This window comes from Xanthomarina arctica (genome assembly GCF_014638915.1).
Classification (GTDB): domain Bacteria; phylum Bacteroidota; class Bacteroidia; order Flavobacteriales; family Flavobacteriaceae; genus Xanthomarina; species Xanthomarina arctica.
On sequence record NZ_BMFQ01000003.1, the window covers coordinates 145633 to 167275 of the forward strand.

Sequence of the window (21643 nt, forward strand, 5' to 3'; positions counted from 1 at the left end):
CACTAGCTAAATCTTTTTCAGCAAGATTTAAGAATTCAGTTGCTTTTAGATAATTGCTTTTTCTAATATTAGAAAGTATGGAATCAGAATATGTTACCCAATCTTGACTAAAAGATATTGAACAATAAAATAATAATATCAATAAATAATATTTTGATTTCATTTTAATTTTTTTTTACTCCAACAAAACAAATCCAGCCCAATAATACGGAGAATATTTCAATTTCATTTCTGCTTGAGCCATTCGTAAAGCTTCATGAATACTTTCTCCTTGAAAACAATATCCGTAAAATAATTCAAATAATTCGGCTGTTTGTTCATCAGGCACCTTCCACAAGCTCATAATTATATTTTTCACGCCTGCTATTTTAAAAGCACGTTGCAACCCAAAAACACCTTCACTACCATTAATATCTCCTAACCCAGTTTCACAGGCACTCAATACAACCAATTGGCAGGCACTCAAATCCAAGTTAGAGATTTCTTTTGCTGTTAATATACCATCGTCAATTACTGAACTTTTAATAGGTTTTCCCCAATAAGTATTAACGCCAGCAAATATTAGCCCAGAACGTAACATAGGATCTTCAGAAGCTTTATAATAAGAAGCTTTTGTAATATTTAGATTGTTGTCTTCAAGTATTTTAGGGTTTTCGAAAAAATAGCCATGAGTCGCCAAATGCAATACATAAGGAGTTGTTTTTCCATCTAATTGTAGGATACTTGATTTAGTTGCTTGAGTACCATTAATAATTCGAGTTGCATAGCCATTAGCGTCACTCTGTTTTTTTATAATGCTAACTTCTTTCTCAGTTCCGGCCAAATAGCCCCATGTATTAATACCACTTCTGCTTACTAATTCCATAAAATCATCTTCTACTTCAGAATTAACAATGTTGTTCTCCTCTGTGGAAATAGCACTTTGCTTATCATAGTCTATATCACCGTATAAAAGGAATTCTAAATCCTGTTGTTGTTTAAATACAGTTGAATCATAATTTATCAAGCTAGATGAAGAGCCTAATAGATGTACTTTAAATGCTTCACCCAATGTTTTGTTTCCAGAAAATGGCAATGCAGCAAAATCTATTTGATGTCCCAACCCTGAAGGAACAATATAAATGGTAGTAATTTCTTCTAACTCTTTAGATAATGGTTTTAAAAACAAATCACTAATAGCTTCATCAGTATATTGTTTGTCAATATGTAAGCTCTCTTTTTGAGAATTATTTCTTGTCAATAAAAATATCAACTCTTTCTCTTCAAAAAGTGAAATAAATTTAGGTGCTATATAATTTTTACCAATTGCAAAAGCTGAGTAAACAAGACTGTCTGGGATTTTATTCGTATCATAATAAGTAAAGTCTACAAGATTAATGATTAATTCATTTGATTTTAGGTTACTGCTAAATTCATCCCATCTAATGGAAAAAGTGTTTTTTGATTTAGAAAATTCATTCGATTGTTGAACTAAATATTTCTCTATATTTTCAGTATCTTGAATTAGATCATCATAAAACAGTGGTCTATTAGCTTTTGGAATTTCATTCAGAATTGAAATTTGTTTTTTATAGTCTATAAATCTTTCATATTCTGACTTTAATAGAATGTTATCACTATTTTTTATTGAATTTTTAACTCTATTTTGATTATGTAAGAGTAAGTTCTTCATCATTAATTCTTCTTCAAAAGAACTTATTCTAATTAAATCAAATTCATTAGGATTTCGATAAATAAAAGACAAAGGATATATTCTTTCATGCAGATACTTCTCAAGATATTCCTTTATTTCATAGTTAGTTTGATAACTAATAATCTCATTAATTTTATTTAAAAACAAATCTGAAACCATCATTAAATATTCATATTCTTTTTGTGAATTCTTAAGACAATTATAAGTAATTGCAAGCCCTAAAAGTTTCAATCTAAATGACTCTCCTACTCCGTTATTTAAACTTTCAATTGATTTCAATCCATAGGCTTCAGCTTCATTGCACCTATCCAAATTTTGATATAGCGCCCCCAAATTGAAATATAAAATAGATTTATCCGCTAATGGATCTAATGTTTCTTTAACTTCTAATGACTTTTTTAAGTAAAATTCTGCATCATTATTTTTATTTATAGTAAGATAAAAAACCCCTAAGTTTGCAGAGACTAAAGCATAATAATTGTTTAATTCCCCAAAATTTTCTTTAATAATATTAATTGCTTTTAAAAAGTTTAATTCAGCCAATTCATATTTTTTTAATTCTTGATAAATTGTAGCCAAAGAATTATACGAAATTGCAACTTCTAAAGAGCTCTCTCCAAAATACTCAATATAAGAATCCAATAATTGAATATTTGTTTTTTCTGCCTCAATTAATTCACCTTGTCTAACATATAAATTAACTAACTGCATCTTCGCATTTAGATAATCAATACTATTTTCTCCGTATACAGATTTATATATATTAATTTTTTTTATACAAAATTCTTCAGCAAGATTATACTTATCATTAGACAAATAAAAGAGGGAAACATTTTCAATAGCCACTAAATATTCATCACTTTGATTTCCTTTATATTTTAAAGACTCACTAACCCATGAAAGGGCTTGTTCTTCTATAGTTTCGAAATCCTTTGTTAATAAATATAAATTATGCAATGCATTTAAAGAATCAAAATATTCCTTCGAATAAATAGTATTTAATTTTATGGCTTTGTAGTATTGTTTTTCAGCATTTTCAAAATTTACTAATTCAACAAATGAATCACCAATAAATTTGTGTCTTAATATTTTCTCGTTTTCAAACATGTAATCCTTACCTAATTCAAGTGATTTTGAAAAATAAGTGATTGCATTTTTAAAATCATTCAATTGGAAATAGGAAGCCCCAATTAAGGTATAGTTAATTTCCGTCTGCTCTTGATTAATTAAATTCTCACCTATTTCGATAGCTTTCAGGAGAAATTTAATTGAGTTTTCATAGTCATTTTCCTGAAATAATTGATTTCCTTTTTCAATTAAGCTTTGATAGTCACCAGATTTAGAAACAAATTTTAGAACTTTATCATAATCTCTATTCTGAAAATATATTTCTGTAGAGTCAATATTACTTTGCGCCGTAATCTTTACTCCAAAAAGAGTGCAAAAAAAAACAAATGATATAAAAGTATTTTTCATTATAAAAAATTTTATTCCAACAATACAAACCCAGCCCAATAATACGGAGAATATTTCAATTTCATTTCTGCTTGAGCCATTCGCAAAGCTTCATGAATACTTTCTCCTTGAAAACAATATCCGTAAAATAATTCAAATAATTCGGCTGTTTGTTCATCAGGCACCTTCCACAAGCTCATAATAATATTTTTCACTCCTGCCATTTTAAAAGCACGTTGCAACCCAAAAACACCTTCACTACCATTAATATCTCCTAACCCCGTTTCACAAGCACTTAATACAACCAATTGGCAGCTACTCAAATCCAAGTTAGAGATCTCTTTTGCTGTTAACACCCCATCATCAATTACAGAACTTTCAATAGGTTCTCCCCAATAAGTATTAACGCCAGCAAATATTAGCCCAGAACGTAGCATAGGGTCTTCAGAAGCTTTATAATAGGAAGATTTTGTTGTTTCCAGATTGTTGTCTTCAAGTATTTTAGGGTTTTCGAAAAAGTAGCCATGAGTCGCCAAATGCAATACATAAGGAGTTGTTTTTCCATCTAATTGTAGGATACTTGATTTAGTTGCTTGAGTACCATTTATAATTCGAGTTGCATAGCCATTAGCGTCACTCTGTTTTTTTATAATGCTAACTTCTTTCTCAGTTCCGGCCAAATACCCCCAAGTATTAATACCACTTCTGCTTACTAATTCCATAAAATCATCCGCTACTTCAGAATTAACAATATCGTTCTCCTCTGCGGAAATAGCACTTTGTTTGTCATAGTCAATATCACCGTATAAAAGAAGTTCTAAATCCTTTTGCAGTTTAAATACAGTTGATTCATAATTTATCAAGCTAGATGAAGAGCCTAATAGATGTACTTTAAATGCTTCCCCCAATGTTTTGTTTCCAGAAAATGGCAATGCTGCAAAATCTATTTGATGTCCCAACCCTGAAGGAACAATATAAATGGTAGTAATTCTTTCTAACTCTTTAGATAAAGGAGCTATAAATAGATCACTTATAGCTTGTCCTGTATATAGCTTATTTATGGAAGCTTCATGCACATTTGTTTGATTCAATAGTGAATCTAACTGTTGTTGCTCAAAAAGAGGAATATACTTCGGTGAATTATAATTTTTTCCTATGATAAAGGCACTATACTTAATACTATCAGTCCATTTTTTATCATAATAATTAAAGGCTACTAAGTCTATAATTAATTCATTTGATTTAAGCTTCTCTTGCACCTGATTAAAGTTAATTGAAAGAACATTTTCTGATGTTTCAAATTCAGAAGAGTTCCTACTCAAATATTTTTCTAACTTTTCAGTGTCTATATCAAGTTGTTCATATACTTGAGACCTGTCAGAAAGTGGAAGTTTCTCCCATTGTGCCAATTGCTTTTTTTGTTTAATAAATTGAGAATAGCTATTAATAAGAACGGTGTCTTTTGTTTTCAAAATATTATTCTTAATGCGCTGTTGATTGCGTAAGGATAAATTTTTAATTAGTATTTCGTTTTGATAACTAGAAAGTTTTAAGCTATCCGACAAAGGATAGTCTCTCATAAATGATAATGTGGAGTAATGCGGGTTTAAGTTTATTTTCTTAAAAAGCGCGAGTTCGTCTTGAGATAAAAAAGTAAGAACTTCTAAATAATTTTCATGATCCACTAGAGCACTATTTTGTAAATAAAAGGAAGCCTTTTCATATTGTTTCATTTCAATATATAAAAGTGCAAGGTTATTAACAGTACTTTTATAATATTTACCATCTAACTGATTATTATCTTCTAAAATTGTCAGTGTTTTAAGGTACGTAATCTCGGCTTTTTCAATCTGGTTCGTTTCAATATAAAGTAAACCTAAATTACCAAGGGTTATAGCATAGTTTAAACTACTCGCACCATAAATGTTTTTTTTTACTTTGAGTGCAGCTAATAAAATGGGTAGAGCTTCCTCATAATGTTTCTCTTCAAAATATAATTGACCTAAATTATTAAGTGCAGTTGTGTAGATCTCTGAAAAATCACCCACTTCTTCACATTTTTTAATAACATGAACATAGCACTTTTCGGCTTCAACCTTATTTCCTAAATTATCCAAACACATAGCATAATTATTTAATAATAACAGGTAGTTTGGGTGTTCGGTTGGTATTAAAGGAAAAGCCTCAACAAAAGAATCGTATGCCTTTTGATACTGCCCGATATTTAAATAAAAACTACCTAAATTATTTAATGCTAACCCATATTCGTAACCATTATCATTAGATAATAATTTATGGATCCCAATAATTTCTAAATAAGATTTCTCTGCCTGGCCAAGCTCTCCTATATCAAAATAAATTTCTGCTAAATTTCCAAGTATGGCAGTATAACCTAAATTATTTTTTCCATATTCTTCTTCCTGAATGGTTAATGCTTCTAAAAATAATTTTTCTGCTTTTTCAAATTCCCCTTTTTTGTAATACAACAAAGCTAAATTACTAGTTGGCTGTATAACAACAACCCGATGTATTTGTGTGAAATCTTGAGCTTTTTGTAGAGTAAATTCTAGCTGTTTTTCTGCCTTATTAAGTTGTTCGAGTTCTAAATAACCAAGACCATTAAACGCTAAATAACCTAAATAATAAAGTGAATCCATTTGAGTATTTAACTCATGGCTTGCAATCAGTTTATCACTCAAATCAATTACTTTTTGATATTGCCCTTTGAAATAGTATAGATTAAGGCTCTCAATACCGTTCTGGCAAAAAACAGGTGTTTGCCAAATAAATAAAAAAATGAGAAGTAGTTTCCTTATAGTCATATAATAAATGGTAATTAGCGTTTCAAGAATTGAGAAAAAGTAATAACATTCCCTACTCCAACAAAACAAATCCAGCCCAATAATACGGAGAATACTTTTTCTTCATATCCCCTTGAGCCATTCGTAAGGATTCATGAACACTTTCTCCTTGAAAGCAATATCCGTAAAATAATTCAAATAATTCGGCTGTTTGAGCATCAGGAACTTTCCACAAACTCATAATAATATTTTTCACACCTGCCATTTTAAAAGCACGTTGTAACCCAAAAACGCCTTCACTACCATTAATATCCCCCAAACCTGTTTCACAAGCACTTAATACAACCAATTGGCAGGAACTCAAATCCAAATTAGAGATTTCTTTTGCTGTTAATATCCCATCATCAATTACAGAACTTTTAATAGGCTCTCCCCAATAAGTATTAACACCAGAAAACACTAAACCAGATCGTAACATTGAGTCTTCCGAAGCCTTATAATAGGAAGGCTTTGTCTTCTCAAGATTGTTATCTTCAAGTATTGTAGGGTTTTCAAAAAAGTAGCCATGAGTTGCCAAATGCAATACAAAAGGCGTTGTTTTCCCATCTAATTGTAAAATACTTGATTTAGTTGCTTGTGTACCATTTATAATTCGAGCTGCATAACCATTGGCGTTACTCTGCTTTTTTATTGTCGTAACTTCTTTTGCCGTTCCTGGTAAATAGCTCCATGTATTAATACCACTTCTACTTACTAATTCCATAAAATCATCCTCTACTTCAGTAATAACAATATCGTTTCCAACTGAGGAAATAGCACTTTGTTTATCATAGTCAATATCACCGTATAAAAGGAGTTCTAGATTCTGTTGTTGTTTAAATACAATTGAATCATAATTTATCAAGCTAGATGAAGAGCCTAATAAATGTACTTTAAATACTTCACCCAATGTTTTATTTTCCGAAAATGGCAATGCAGCAAAATCTATTTGATGCCCTAACCCTGAAGGAACAATAAAAATAGTAGTAATTCCTTCTAACTCTTTAGATAAAGAAGCTATAAATAGATCACTTATAGCTAGCCCTGTATATAGTTTATTTATAGAGGCTTCAGGGGCACCAGTTTGATTCAATAATGAATCTAACTGGTGTTGCTCAAAAAGAGGAATATACTTCGGGGATATATAATTTTTCCCTATTATAAAGGCACTATACATAATACTATCAGTCCATTTTGTATCATAATAATTATAGGCTACTAAATCTATGATTATTTCATTTGATTTAAGCTTCTCTTGTACCTGACTAAAGTTTATTGAAAGAGCATTTTCTGATGTTGCAAAATCAGAAGAGTTTCTACTCAAATATTTTTCTAATTTTTCTGTATCTATATCAAGTTGTTCATATGCTTGAGGCCTATCAGAAAGTGGAAGTTTATCCCATTGTGTTAATTGCTTTTTCTGATTTATAAATTGAGTATAGCTATTAACAAGAATGGTGTCTTTTGTTTTTAAAATATTATTCTTAATGCGTTGCTGATTACGCAAGGATAAGCTTTTTACTAAAGTTTCAATTTCATAACTATTAGTAGTAATACCTCCGCTCAAATTAGTTTTTTTTTGAATATATGATAGTGGAAAAAATCTAAAAGCTTCAAAAGATTTATAATAATTTGTTTGTTCTTTCACGGATAAAAAATTTATTGAACGTAAGAACCTTTGTCTTAAAGGAATTGATATTTGCAGTATTAATTCTTCTACCATAAAATCATCATTCATTTCGTCATATAAAATAATGCTATTATAAAGGGAGTGTAGATACCTATCATTATAAACTCCATATGAGTTTTGAATAAGTTTTAACGCTTTCAAAGCATAAAATTTAGATTTATCATAATTGTTAATATTTAGATAGAAAACAGCTAAATTGTTATACGTAGAGATAAATTCGGGGTGGTTCTCATTTAGCACCTTTGTTTTAATCTCCAATGAAGATAAATACAATTCTTCAGCTTTAATAGAGTCGCCTTTTAACTCTTGACATGAAGCTAATTGATGAATAGCGTCAGCATAATTTAAATTTTCTGTTCCAAGATTATCAATTATAATATCTACATTATTTTTTGCAAAAAATTCCGCTTCAATATATTTTCCTTGTTTTAAATATAAAACAGCGAGATTATTTAAAACAAGGGCGCAGTCTATGTGATTATTCCCTAAAATTTTAATTTTAATTGCAAGAGACTGCATTAAATAATCTTGTGCTTTTGTATAATTTTTTATTTGAATATAAAACATCCCTAAATTATTAAGTGAAGTCGAATAATCTAGATTTTCGGTTCCAAGAATATTTTTTCTAATATTTAATGACTTAATATAATATTCTTCTGCATTCATAAAATCACCTTTATCTTTATAATGTAGCCCTACATTACTAAGTGAAATTGCATATCGTAAATCTTGATCTCCAAATATTTGTCTTCTTGTATTTAATCCTTCCAGATGAAATACTTCTGCTTTATCAAATTCTCCAATTTCATCATATAAAACAGCCAAATTATTTAAAGACATTAAATAATCTATATTGTTTTCACCCAATAATTCTTTCCTTTTTTTAGTTAATTCCTGCAATATGCGTTCTGCTTTTTTATAATCTCCTTTTAATCGGTATAACTCAGCCAAATTATTCTCCGAATTCATAAAATCTGGATGATTCTCTCCTAGAATTATTTTTCTAATATTATAAGATTTTAAATAATAAATCTCAGATAATTCATACTTTCCAGTAATCTTATATAAATAACCCAGGTTATTTAAGGTAGTTAAATATTCTGGGTTTTCTTTATCATCGTGAAGTTCATAAAAAGATAAATTGTTTTTGAAAATTATTTCAGCTTCAGAAAATTTATATTGGTCAATATAATTACTTGCAAGATTTCCATAAGCAATTCTATACTTAGAATGGTTTTCACCAAGAATATCTTTAAAAATTTCGATGGATTGTTTATGATATTCTTCTGCTAATTTAAAATCTCCTAAGTTGTTATATACCTTACCTAGGTTCGTTTGAATTGTAGCATAATCTAAATTATTTGGCTTGGATACAGACAGAGCTTCAATAAATATTTTTTCTGCTTTATTATAATTTCCCAAAGAACTATAACAATTAGCTAAATTATTTAGTAAGGTGAGATAGTCTTCTTGGTTTTCAGTATAAAATGCTTTTTGAATTTCTATTGATTTAAGGTGCAAATCAATAGCTTTTTCATAATTTCCTTCTCTTTGATAAATAATCCCCAAACTTTTTAAAGAAGTTGCGTATTCATAACTATTGTTTCCAAATTTTATTTTTATGGTATCAGCAAAAAGCAGAGCTTTATTAAAATCCTTTTTATCATGATAATAAAAAATACTGTCATTAAATTTTTGCCCAAATAATGGAGAAGTAATAAAAAACATAAAAACTATTATTTTCATAGCTTTAAATTTTTCCATATTTCCAAAGCCTTTTCTTCCATCTCCAGATTATAATAAGCAATCGCCAAAATCCGTTGAGCAGCTCTACTATTTTGTTGTTCTTTTGGAAGTTCATTTATTTTCCCTATCGCAGCCATGGAATTACCCAAAAGTTCAAAAACACAGGCAAGGTTAATATAGCTTTGAGTATAAGTATCATCCAGGCTAATAGCTTTTTCAAAATCCTTTTGAGCTCGTTTCAATAAATCTTCCATTAATTGATAACTAGCCTCATCTAAACTGCGTTCTTGCGATGGTTGTTTCAAACGACTATTAGTATCGATCCCTAAAGGATATGAAAAACGTTCTGGATTTTTATAGGCTTCTCTACTTAATGGTTTATACTTTAAAGCTTTTAATGTTCTGCTCACCCCAAGATTATTATAATTCTCTCTGGATGGAAAATAGCTATTTAGAGTTTCAAAATTTGAAATAGCTTGATCATAATCTCCTTTATTATTGGCTGCAATACCTTCTAAAAAAAGCATATAGAGTTCATTAATTTTTTGCTGGGCCTGTAAATTTATAGCCTTACGCTCTTTTTTAGTTGGATACCCATTGTCACTGTCTACTAATTCATAATAATTATAGATAGCATCCAACAACTCAGGATATACATCAAATGGTTTATATCCAGCCATACAAGAATAAAACAATCCCTTGTGATCTGCCTCTGTCTCAATAGCCAGCTTTTCATTTTTAGAAAGAGCCTTCAATTTATTGCTAAACTCGTTATCCTTTTTTCTAACAGCAAAAGCAAAATCTGTACAAAAGGTATGATCATTATAGTAATGTGCCAATTCATGAGCAATAATAATGGATAGTGCGCTATCACTATCTGCTCCAAAACGATTACAAATTATTAATAAATTTTTATCGACACTAATTGTTGGGACAGGTGTGGCAAAGTATATGGCAGGTGTTCTTCGCTCTTTTGTGGAAGTAATTTTAAGGTTAGGTGCTGTTTTAGAATTTCCATATGCCGCTACTAATTTATTAAACACCACAGTTATTTGCTCCTTTTCATTCAAACCTGTTTGAGCAAATGATATATTAAAAACTAAAAATGATAATATAAAATACAATAACGATTTAGTCATTTTCAAAAATAATTTTTTCCAATTGTTCAACTATGGTATCATCATTTTCAACAACCAATTTCACTGGAGAATTAGTATTTATAACATGATAAAATGAATCATCAATCTTCAAGTAAAAACCTGCATCATTGAAATGAATAAAATGAAATTTCTGATTTGTATTTTCTAAATTGAGAGTCAATTGATTTTCATCAAAAACATAGGTGTTTTCTAACAACTTTAAGCTATCTAATTCATTTTTATAAAACGAATCATTTTCATAAGTATCTTCATTTAATATGTCTTTTATAGAAACAATCCTTTTAGTATAATCATTAAAAATCAGTTCAACTTGCTGATCTTTCTCATTTGAAATGTAGCCCATTCCTTGATTTTCAATAATAGAAACAGTTTGAGTTGTAGTTTCAACATTAGCTAAAACATGATCAATATTATCGGTACGATCAAAAGATTTGAAATAAAATATACCAGCCATAATTAACACACTAGCAGCAACAGCATATTTAATCCACGATAATGAAATTACGCGTGAATTTCGAGAATTCTCTTCGGTGTCAAGCTCTAATGTTTTGGAACTACCCAACATTTTTTTCTGATATATCTTGGACTCTAATTCATGCATGGGCTCTTCTACCTTAACTTCTTTAAGTTCTGCATCCCAAGCACTAAACTGCTCCTTTAAATCAGTCCGAGCCTTTTTTTTTAAAGCAGTTTCAAGTGTAGATTCTGCAATCACAAAAGCTGCTCGTTGACCCATTTCATCTAAATCTTGAATGATACGTTGACGCTCAGTTTTGGTAATTACAGCTTTTAACTGCTGCAATGCAATTATTTTATTATCTAAAATAGAATCCTCTTTACCTAATAACCCAATAATTGATTTATTATTTTTCCCTAAAACAAAATCTTCTGCAAGATCAGTCATAAAAGCATCATATAAATTGTCTAATTGACTTATTACATGCTCAGGATTTTTTAACTTCATACGGTATAGTTCCTGATATAAAGGTTTAGGATCCGATATATACATTAAAAAGCCTTTATATATGGCTTCCCATTCTATTGACTTATCAGAAATTAATAATCCTTGCTCCTGGAAAACTGGCTCTAATCTATTTTTTATATGTAATATTATTGATGTCATGCTATGTATTCATTTCATTAAAAGCAAGTTTCTCTAAACGCTTTTGGCATTTTGCTTTTTGATTTTTTGTATTAGAAGGATTAGTATATCCAAAGTGATCTGTTAATTCTGCCATGGACTTCCTATGATACCAAAATAAAGTGAGTAATTCATAACATTTCCCTCCACTATTTTTTAATTTCTGTAATGCAGCCTCTAATGCTGTAAACTGTGCTTCTTTGTCATTACCCAAATCTTCCAAATCATCTTGAATCTGTGGGTCGTATTGTTCATTTATTGAATCAACATCAAAGCTTTCATAGGCTTCAAAATTCAATTGTTTCCCTACAGCTTTAAACTTATTTAATACTTGGTATCGGCACACGGAATTTAAATATGTTTGTAAAGAACATGTTAAAATAAAATCCCCTTTTACAATTTTTTCATATAAAATCAGCATCACATCCTGATAAATATCTCCTAATTCTTCTTCTTTGATTTTACTTCCAACAATCAATCTTCTCATAAATAATATACAGTACTCTTTATGTGTTTTATAAATATAACCTAGGTAATCTTGGTCTTCTTTCACTAACTCAACGAGTTCCTGGTCTGATAACGTTGTAATATTCATACTGCTAATTCACTTTAATTTAAGATAAACATTTCATGATAGTTTATGTCCTAAAAATAGATAAATAAGATGAAATAGCATAACAAATAGGCAATTACTAATCTTTAAGGGTTATACATATATTGAACTGGCTTTTAACTTATTTTCAATCTGATTTTCTTTACAAGAATGACAACATTCCAAACCAAAATGTTCTAATGTAACAGTGTCAATACTATGTAATGTGCTTCTGTATGTCCATTTAAAATAATCAATAAGTGCACTCATAAGTTCTTTCTTAATGCGTTTGGATATGACAAACATTTTTTTAACTCTGTCCATTCCATAATTGGTAATAAATTCTGGTGTAAATAATTCTGAAATTTTATTTGCAATTTCTGTATCGCTCCTTTGTAATAAATAATCAAATTTTGATAATGTTCTGGTTACTTTACACTGAAAATGAAAAGCGTAGTCATTTTTTAAATCTTCTATATTTTCCAAAAATGTATGATAATTAAATTTTGAGTCCTCCCTCTCTATCGATGAATTAGGTATCTCTTCAATCAAATTGTACTTTTCATTTAATCTAGCTACACCATATTTCATAGGAAATATATTATTGTATCTAAAAACAACAACACTTACATCCAATATTCCTTCTGAATATTGTTCAGCATAACCCTCCTTTTTAAACCAGCTTCTGTAATCCTCTATAGCAACATCACCTAGGTCTCTAATTTCTTGTGGAATATTAAAATTTAAAAAATCTTTTTTTAAAAAAGAACAAGCAGAAGACAAATGATATTTAAGTTTTCTTTTGGTTTCAAAAACATACTTTTTCTCATCTTTTTGCTTTGGCACATAACTCAAATAATGTTCCATTTGTTCTTTGTTATTTTCAAACAATAATTTAAAATTAAATAAGTATTTCAATTCAACACTATTAAATATATAGTAAAGCTTTTGATCATTTAATATATGCTTCATAAAGAGTTGCTGACTCACTTTTGTTTTTAAATCTATTTTTCTACTTAATTTACTATAAGTATGTTTTGTTAAATAGGCCATAATTAGATGTGTTTTATTATTTATTTATTAATAACACATACTAGAAAAGGTAACCCAGATATCTAAAAAAATTAATTTGAATCAGCATCCATATAACCGACATAAATATTTTTTTCTGAATAATCATTAAATATCGTAGTCTTAATCAAGGTGGAATTACCATTTGTTTCTTTTTCTATTGCAATTTTTGAAACACTCCTTACGGAATTAGTATTCTTTATATAATCCCAATTGAAAGATAAAATGTTTGTAGTAGAGTTTTCAAGATCTAAATCGTTCATTATTTTAATATCTGACATGATACCATAAGTCAAAACTTTAGATTTTGCGTATACTTTCGCAAAATAAAAATCTTGACTTCCCTCAATAATATAAATTGAAAAACGAATAGGGTTATCCACTAATGCTTCACTGATTTCTTTACAGTTTGAAATAACTTTAGTTACGATGTACTGCTCTAAAATAATAAGGTCATCTTGTGCAAAAAGGGAATTGCAACCAATTAATAAAAATAATAGAATAGTCTCTAGTTTCATTTGTACTGAAAGCTTTTGTTATCGTAATTTTTGTTTAAGTAAAAATGTCTTAAAAAGAATATAATAGAATTTAAAGCTGTTCTAAAAGCTGTGAGCTCATTTGACGCGCTGAACTATTTAAAATAAAGTGATAATCTGTAGCACCAGACTCTTTTAACCACTTTTCCCAGATATAAGTAATCTTTTTAGTCTGTAAGATGTCCAAAGAGTTTTTACTTTCAATACCTGATACAATCCAATTTACATGACTGCTTAAAGTTATTGGAATTAGACCATAATCTTTTTCATTAGCTATGGATGCCCAATCAATCCCTTTTAGTTTCTTTATAAATTGTGTTGATGTGAATCTGTTTTCAGCCTTTAAAACATGATCTTTTTTCTCAAAATCAAAATACCCATCTGTTATAATTAGTGCTACATTATTATAACCAATTTTTTCAAAGCTATTACCTATATTTAACAAATAACTCCAGATATCGACACCAAAATAGTCTCGATTTGTTTCACCATATTTACTCGCTTTCAATAACTCCTTTAAAGTGCTTGGTAAAGTCGATGCAAAATTACTTATGACCGTATTTTTATCTTTTACAGCAACTTCATCTAAATATATTTGCAACTTATTTTCATAATAATTTACATTTAAAGGACTCCCATTTTGTGGTATGATTTTTACTGAGAAGCGATCTTTTGAAGTTAATATTAACCCACGTCGTGCTTGTGTTTCAAAGACTTTAAACATTTCCTCAATTAATAGCATATCCTTTTCCAATTGATGATCTTGCATTACCCGATCACTTAAATCAAGAATTATAGTATAATTAAGGGGTGTTCTTTTCCCTTGCTCAATAGCATGAACAATAGAGTTACTTAATAAAAATATTATTAAAAATATTTTTGTAACCGCGAAATTTGAGTGTGTAGTTTTCATAATAATAAATATTAATATTTAAGTGGTTTTAATTAAATGATGGGGTTGTTTTAAAATGTGTGTTCATAAAAGTTTCATAAGCAATAGTGCATGCTTCTTTTTTTTCATTCAATTCTGTTGTTCCGTTTAAGAACTGTAACCAACCCATATAAAAACTGGTTAAGCTTTGTGAAAGTAAGTCGGGATTTAACATCGCTCGATCTAGATCTCTTTTTAGATGCTCAATTTGTGATTTTAAAATGGTTATTTGTGATTCCAATTCAATCACTTTTGTTTCTAAAGTATTAATGTGTTGTCTTTCCTCTCTAATAGCTTTCTTTAAACCTTTTATTAATAGTTCAGCAGAAATATGTGCGTTTTTCTTATCCTTTTCTTTAATCATTAACTCAAACATATATCCCCAGACTAGGTAAGCCAAAAACCCAAAAGCAAGTACAAGGTAGAAATTGATACTAGTTAAAAAATTCCAATCTTCTTCAGCGATACCAGCCATGACTTTTAAATCATGGATGCCTTTATCTATTTTATATGCCAATAATGCATCAACAACTAAAGATCCTAATATAGCCAATCCGGATTTCAATTTTCTATATTTGCCTTCCATGGTATGTGGAATCATACCTATAGCAAAGAATAAAAAAGCACCTAAATAAACAATTATCAAAGAATATGATGGTGTAAAAATCCCCTTGATGTCAAAAATAGAATCTAGATACAAAGCGATATCATCTCCTGCTAATTCTATTAAAGCACTCGCATTTCTGAAAAAAGAAGCATATATAGCAGATGCATAAAATAAGATCAGGTAAACGGATAGCAACACAACTAATGTCATATATGTGTAATGTTTGATAGCTTGATACCCAGTATTAATTTTATTTGCCTCTAAGTCTAGTTTCGTTTGTTGAATTTCAGAATCATAGTCTTTAATCTTTTCTTTAGAAGAAGGAATTTCTACGGATTCGATATTTCTTTTGTTACCTTCAACCCCTTCCTTTTCATCTTGCTTTAATTCGATTTTCTCAACAATCTGTTGCTTTCTAGTTTGATGTTCATTCTCATTATAAGTCTCATCAACAACATATCCATCTTTAATACAACTTAAATGTGTTTTTAAGGAAGTAGCATCACCATTATTTAATCCAGCTTTCTGTAAAGCGTAATTCTGAAAGTTTTTTACACGCTCTACTTTAGTTAATGTATTTATAGAGTTTAATGTGTCTTCTAATTGGACAGCCGCTTTTTGATTTTGAGGTTTCATACGATTTTGTATTGATTTTAAAAGTTTCATAAGGTTTGTTTTATTCTTAATAACCAAAACATCAAATGGTAACCTACATTATCAAAAAAAAATAATTTTATAAATAAATAGTTCAAAATAAAAATGATTCTATTTATTTATTTGTGCTGATATCTAGGTTACTTTTTTATGAGTATGCTATTAATAGGAAATTGGATTTAAACAAAACCATTTAAACAACTAAAATTCAAATTGTTAATAGGTCTTAAACCTCTAACTAATAACCAAACTCAAATAATTATTAAAATAAATATATTCTGCTATCCTATCATGTCTATAAAAAAACAACAAATCATTCAAGCCATAAAAAACTTTGATATCCAAAAGTTAGAACAACTTTTAGATGACAATCGCTCATACATGGACGTAACCAAGGAATTGTTCTTAAAAAACTTAAAACAACAGTTTGACTATAAAAAGGAATACCAAATATTTAGTTTTAAGGAGATCATTCCTGGCACATGCCAAACCTGTCATAAAGGGTGTATTGCTTATACATTTAAAACAGAAGACAATTGTGTTTTAAATCTGTTTTTTGAAGAAACTAATGGAGAGGTAACAGATATCTATTTATGTAATAATTTAAAACATGATAAAAAAATCAAACCTAAGTATTCTATGTATTTTTTCTTTTATGAAGATGAAAAAGTAAATTTTACACCTTCAATTGAATTTCTTATTAAAAAACAAAAAATTGAAGATGCATTAACTGACTTTAAAAATTTTAATGGTAAAACCGTTTTAATAGAAGACATTCATTATTGGGGCCAAAAACATCGCGAGCTATTGGAAAGCTTGAGTGTTCTTCCATTTATGTTGGACTATAAACAATTCAAACCATTTCAAGACTTCTCTCTCGATATAAAAAATGTTATAGAATTAGTAGAGAAACACGAATTTGCCAAACAAGCAATATCAGAATTGAATACAGTTGAAAACGAAAAAGAATTAGTGTACTGGCTATTTACTTATGAGTGGACCCATTTAAGCAATTATGGTTATGAACGGTTAAAAGGTTGGAAAAAAAGTAGTTTCATTACTTTCGAAAATACAACTTCAATAGTTATTGATTGCTCTAGTTGTAATGAATCTCTAAAATTTAGCTATCTGTATAATAAACACACATATAATTTAATAGAAAAATACAAACCTACTCCAGACCATTTCACAAATGCAAAAAAAGGCATAGAGTATTCATTAGAAAGTTATTTACGCACACATGGCATGTATCTAGATATTTTACCTGAAGAAAAGAATTAGAATTCCTAAACAAAAAAAATAAAGCTTTTTTTTCTGTAAAAAAAGTCCAAAACAGAGGGTAAGCATTCCATCAATTTACTAAAGTTTTCATGGTCTTCTTTAGTAAAAATTTCATCTACTTTTCTTACTCTACAGTATTGCTTATTCTCCATTTTACTTATATTCATTTATTATCTCCACTTTATGGTTAACCGTAAAATTATAATTTAAAATTCCACTAATTTCAAAAACATAAATACTATTGTTTAAAATACGTATTACTACTTATATGGGGTTTCATTTAAAGCTTTTATATTAGTAATCTAAATATTACTAACAAGTAAAAACATAACTTAATTTATTTAATGAGTAAGAAAATAGGACGAAATGAAAAATGCCCTTGTGGAAGTGGTGAAAAGCACAAGAAATGTTGTTTAAATTCTGGAGGCTCGGCACTTAGCAAGACTGATACTAATAACTTACAACCACCTTCTATTTTTAATCGATACAACACTGTAGATTTGATTAAAAAATGTGCAGCTCTTTCTTTAATTCCAGAGAACCACGGTAAATGTATAAGAATAGAAGAGCTAACAAGAAAATCAGCTCTAAATTTCAATACAAATAGTGCAACTATTTCACATGCTGAATTTCAGTCTTATATAAACACTAATTACAGTAGTAATTATTTAGAAGATGTTCCTGTAAATCTTTTTACAGACCTTGTTACTTTTTATGGTGGCGATTATCTAATATTCCCAGGAATAACAGAAACTGGGAGCTACACATTGTATAGCTTATTATCAGCCATTTATAATTGGCCTGATTCTGGAATCCACAATCATGTTAAGAATAACTCTATGCATGCTTCATTATTAATTTTAAACCTATCAAATGCCATTGCAAAAAGATTAGGCTACAAAAGATATACTGCAGGAAATATTACTGAAGATGCAATATTCGTTCCTGCTGAAGATGAATTAGGAGTATTACAAGAAGCATTAACATTTAGCCAAGAAGAAATTCAAGAAATACTAACCAAAAATGAGATTGCTCCAGAAGCATTAGAAGCATTTTTACTAGACATTAATGAACCAAACTTACAGAATGAGCACATACAAGAGAGCCCTTTATTAAATAGACCTATTTTATTTCATTACGGAAATTATATTGTTATTTCTCCAACCACATTAAGTTATGCTTTAACCAATTTTATTATTTCTCAAGCAGATTTATTTCAAAACAAAGCACGAGTGAGTAATGCCTATCACAGTATGATTTGGAACAATACTCAACTACATCTTAGTCAACTTGGATTCAATGCAATAGAAACACCTACTATACCAGATGGAGTAAGGGATAAAATTTATCGCTTTGATAATGACAAACTAGCTTATGTGCAATATTCAACTGATAACAGCAGAAGTCATCAAGACAGAAAACAAGGTATTATAAATGATGTGCTTTCTAAACCAGAATTTGCAGAGCATCAATTTTTGGATATTACTTTAGTATCTTCTATGGGAGAAGACAGCTTTTTTAGTTTCAGTAAAACCGACAACTCTAAGAGTATTGGAATGCCTATCCATGATTTTGATACTTTAATTAAGTTAAAAGATTATTCTGCAATAGACCTATGGAATTACAGTATAGCCCATGAAAAGCAATTTTCAGAAAGCACACCAGTAATGGCTTCGTTTTTGGATGTTTTTAAAATATTTAAAGAGAATGATGATTCATTTTACATCTCTGATGAGAATACAGATATGCAGCTGTATGTAGAGCCAGGTTATGCTACTGATTTATATCAAAAAGCGAAGCTATTATCAGATGAGCATTCTGCACTAAGGTTTTTTAATAATAGTGATAGATTAATTTATGCTCCTGTTGTTAGAAAAGAAGTTTCCTCTCCTGTATACTATTGTCCATCAGACTTAGGTGTAAAACTAGAATTGTTAGTTGATGGCTTTTTTCAATCTATTTGGGTATCTCCAACTAAAAGTAGTGACGCTATTCCTAGTTCTGCAAGAGGACTATATTACGAAGTAACAGATGCTATAGCGTATTGGTTATGGCAATGTCAACATCTAATAAAAAATGATTTAGAATCGTTAGGAGATACTCCTATCTCTGTAACTTTTAACTTAAATCCAGAAGAATCCTTTAACCCTATTGAAAGAAATTTTGAAAGAGACCCATCTTTTTCTGACCATTTTAATATAACTGTTATAAATAATAATTCTTTTAATATTTCAATCCCAGAATCAATAATACCCTATTTATATGGAGCAGACAATGAAGGAGAACGAATTTTATTAAAACATCTTTTATTAGGTTTTAATGAATTATTAACTCTTCAACAAAAACCAATTATTCAAAATGATAGGATTTTTTCTATAATAAATGAAGTTGCACCTTTAGGAGTAAAAAAGAAAGTCTTTATACTAGACACTAGTGATAACCTCCTACTTGATCCATCTAATCTTGAGAAACACAGATACATTCAAAGTTATAATGTAAATGTTGTATTAGATAATATCGTTCCAGAATTAGGAGCCTTATGTCCTCCTACAGGTAATATTATCGAAAAAGAAGATAAGACTAAACTAACAAGAGATATTGTTATGCGAGTTTTATTACCGAAATTAAGCAGCACTATCAATCAATACCAACATAAACCACTCCTTAAAAAATTAATTGGATTGAATGAAAGTTTAATTCGAAAAAGAGAAGACTTAAGATTAAAAACTCCGACACGGATAGCTTGTTTCGTTTCTGTTGAAAAACAAACGGTCGACCTACAAGAAGAGCTTTCAAAATTAGACCTAACAACTATAGCTGTTAGATGTCTAATAGAACATATAGCTGCAGAACCTTGCACAGGAAATAAAATAGTAAGCACTACAGCTATTGATGAATTAATAGCTATTATGAATCAAATTACTACTTGGGGATCTCTTGGAGATCAAATAGAATACGATCTTTTTGATGTTCAGCTCAGTATTTTACCTTCTAGAAGAGTAGGAACTATAAAAACATTATCTAGTGAAATTTTTGATCCATATTACGCTTCAAAATCCAAAGAAAAAGTGCAAGGTGCTATTGATACTTTTAATCAATGCTTTCCTAAACATCTTGAGTTAGATACTAACAATCCTCCTGAATATCTTGAAAACGCATTCTTGTCAGAATTTGGGTTAACCTTTACACGTATTTGTGAGTTTATAAATGACCTCGGCATTATTGCTTATCAACAATCAACACCGTTTGCTGCTATTTTAAAAAGCCAGTTATTTCAAGAAATTAACGCTCACGATCACACATACACAGAAGACGAATTCAATTTAGGATTGGATTATCTATGTTTATTTAACAGAGGGAAAGTCTATAAAATTCCAGAGGGATTCGATAATATTGATATTTCTCCTTGGAGATTTAACAGGCGTTTATCCTTATTAAGAAAACCATTAGTCGCTGTTTCAAATCCAGACAACCCAGAAGATCCAATTATTCATTGGGGCTTTAGACATTTACTATCGAGTAGAACGCACCTTTTTGACCAATGTATGACCAATAGGTTGAGAGTTATTGAAAAAGGAGCTATTCAAAAAGCATTAGGAAAGTTAACTCAAATCAATGGAACGAATTTGGTGAAGTCTGTATTAGACGAATTAAAAAACGATCAATTGATAATTGACTCAGAAGTTTTCATAAACACAAAATCGGAACTCAAAGCAGATAAAGATAAAGGTGATATTGACGTTTTGGTTATAGATCAATCTTCAAAAACTATATATAGCCTCGAATGCAAAAGTATGGCTCCTAGTAGAAACATTAAGGAAATGGTGGAAGAAGTTAATAAACTATTTGGAAGTGATTCAAAAAAAGGATGGATAGACAAACATGTTGGCAGAGACGAATGGTTAAAAAATAATCTAGACCAACTGGGAACGAAATATAAATTAGATTTATCTAAATACACCGTAAAATCTTTCTTTGTAACTCAAGAAGATATGCTTACACCCTATTTAAAAACAAGAACATTAAAATTACCTTTTGTTTCTTTGCCTAATCTAAAAGAAAAAGGTTTGGAAATACTAAAATAAACCTGTTGCTAACAATGTATTAAAAACATAGGTTTTTGTGTTAACTCCGAATATCTGTGTTTATTAGCAAAATCCACTAAAAATAAAATTTGGCATTTAACAAAATATAAAAGCAAAATATTTATATTTAGCTAAGTGCCAAACCGAAACGACAGTGATCA

Annotated in this window: 12 protein-coding genes; 2 read left to right on the forward strand and 10 right to left on the reverse strand. The window is 29.3% G+C overall.

The window, feature by feature from the left end; genetic code table 11:
• Window positions 1-175: 175 nt before the first annotated feature.
• From IEV77_RS11955 to IEV77_RS12000, 10 genes are all read right to left on the reverse strand, one after another.
• The gene (locus IEV77_RS11955; protein WP_188465152.1) at window positions 176-3169 is read right to left on the reverse strand and encodes a CHAT domain-containing protein; all 2994 of its coding nucleotides are present in this window, start codon (window positions 3167-3169) and stop codon (window positions 176-178) included.
• A gap of 11 nt (window positions 3170-3180) precedes the next feature.
• Complete coding sequence (locus tag IEV77_RS11960; protein WP_188465154.1) at window positions 3181-5847, reverse strand: CHAT domain-containing protein; 2667 nt, start codon at window positions 5845-5847, stop codon at window positions 3181-3183.
• 175 nt (window positions 5848-6022) lie between these two features.
• Window positions 6023-9424, reverse strand: coding sequence for a CHAT domain-containing protein (locus tag IEV77_RS11965; protein ID WP_188465156.1), 3402 nt, complete (start codon window positions 9422-9424; stop codon window positions 6023-6025).
• On the reverse strand, window positions 9421-10563 hold the full coding sequence (locus IEV77_RS11970) for a M48 family metalloprotease (RefSeq protein WP_188465157.1): 1143 nt from the start codon (window positions 10561-10563) through the stop codon (window positions 9421-9423). Before IEV77_RS11970 ends, IEV77_RS11965 begins: the two co-directional genes overlap by 4 nt.
• Entirely contained in the window at window positions 10556-11707 is a 1152-nt protein-coding gene (locus IEV77_RS11975; protein WP_188465159.1) for a hypothetical protein, read from the reverse strand. Before IEV77_RS11975 ends, IEV77_RS11970 begins: the two co-directional genes overlap by 8 nt.
• Window position 11708: 1 nt before the next feature.
• A complete protein-coding gene (locus tag IEV77_RS11980; protein ID WP_188465160.1) occupies window positions 11709-12320 on the reverse strand; it encodes a sigma-70 family RNA polymerase sigma factor in 612 nt (203 codons plus the stop codon).
• A gap of 111 nt (window positions 12321-12431) precedes the next feature.
• Window positions 12432-13370, reverse strand: a complete 939-nt coding sequence (locus IEV77_RS11985) for a hypothetical protein (protein ID WP_188465161.1) — start codon at window positions 13368-13370, stop codon at window positions 12432-12434.
• 71 nt (window positions 13371-13441) lie between these two features.
• Window positions 13442-13906: a hypothetical protein gene (locus IEV77_RS11990; protein ID WP_188465162.1), complete on the reverse strand. Its 465-nt coding sequence runs from the start codon at window positions 13904-13906 to the stop codon at window positions 13442-13444.
• 70 nt (window positions 13907-13976) lie between these two features.
• A complete protein-coding gene (locus tag IEV77_RS11995; protein WP_188465163.1) occupies window positions 13977-14837 on the reverse strand; it encodes a hypothetical protein in 861 nt (286 codons plus the stop codon).
• A gap of 28 nt (window positions 14838-14865) precedes the next feature.
• The gene (locus IEV77_RS12000; RefSeq protein ID WP_188465164.1) at window positions 14866-16128 is read right to left on the reverse strand and encodes a hypothetical protein; all 1263 of its coding nucleotides are present in this window, start codon (window positions 16126-16128) and stop codon (window positions 14866-14868) included.
• A 279-nt stretch (window positions 16129-16407) separates the two neighbouring features.
• Here IEV77_RS12000 and IEV77_RS12005 point away from each other — a divergent pair, with 279 nt between their 5' ends.
• Window positions 16408-17397 (forward strand): hypothetical protein, encoded by a 990-nt coding sequence (locus tag IEV77_RS12005; protein WP_188465165.1) that lies wholly within the window; start codon window positions 16408-16410, stop codon window positions 17395-17397.
• A 344-nt stretch (window positions 17398-17741) separates the two neighbouring features.
• Window positions 17742-21482 (forward strand): YecA family protein, encoded by a 3741-nt coding sequence (locus IEV77_RS17495; protein ID WP_229736661.1) that lies wholly within the window; start codon window positions 17742-17744, stop codon window positions 21480-21482.
• Window positions 21483-21643 lie beyond the last annotated feature (161 nt).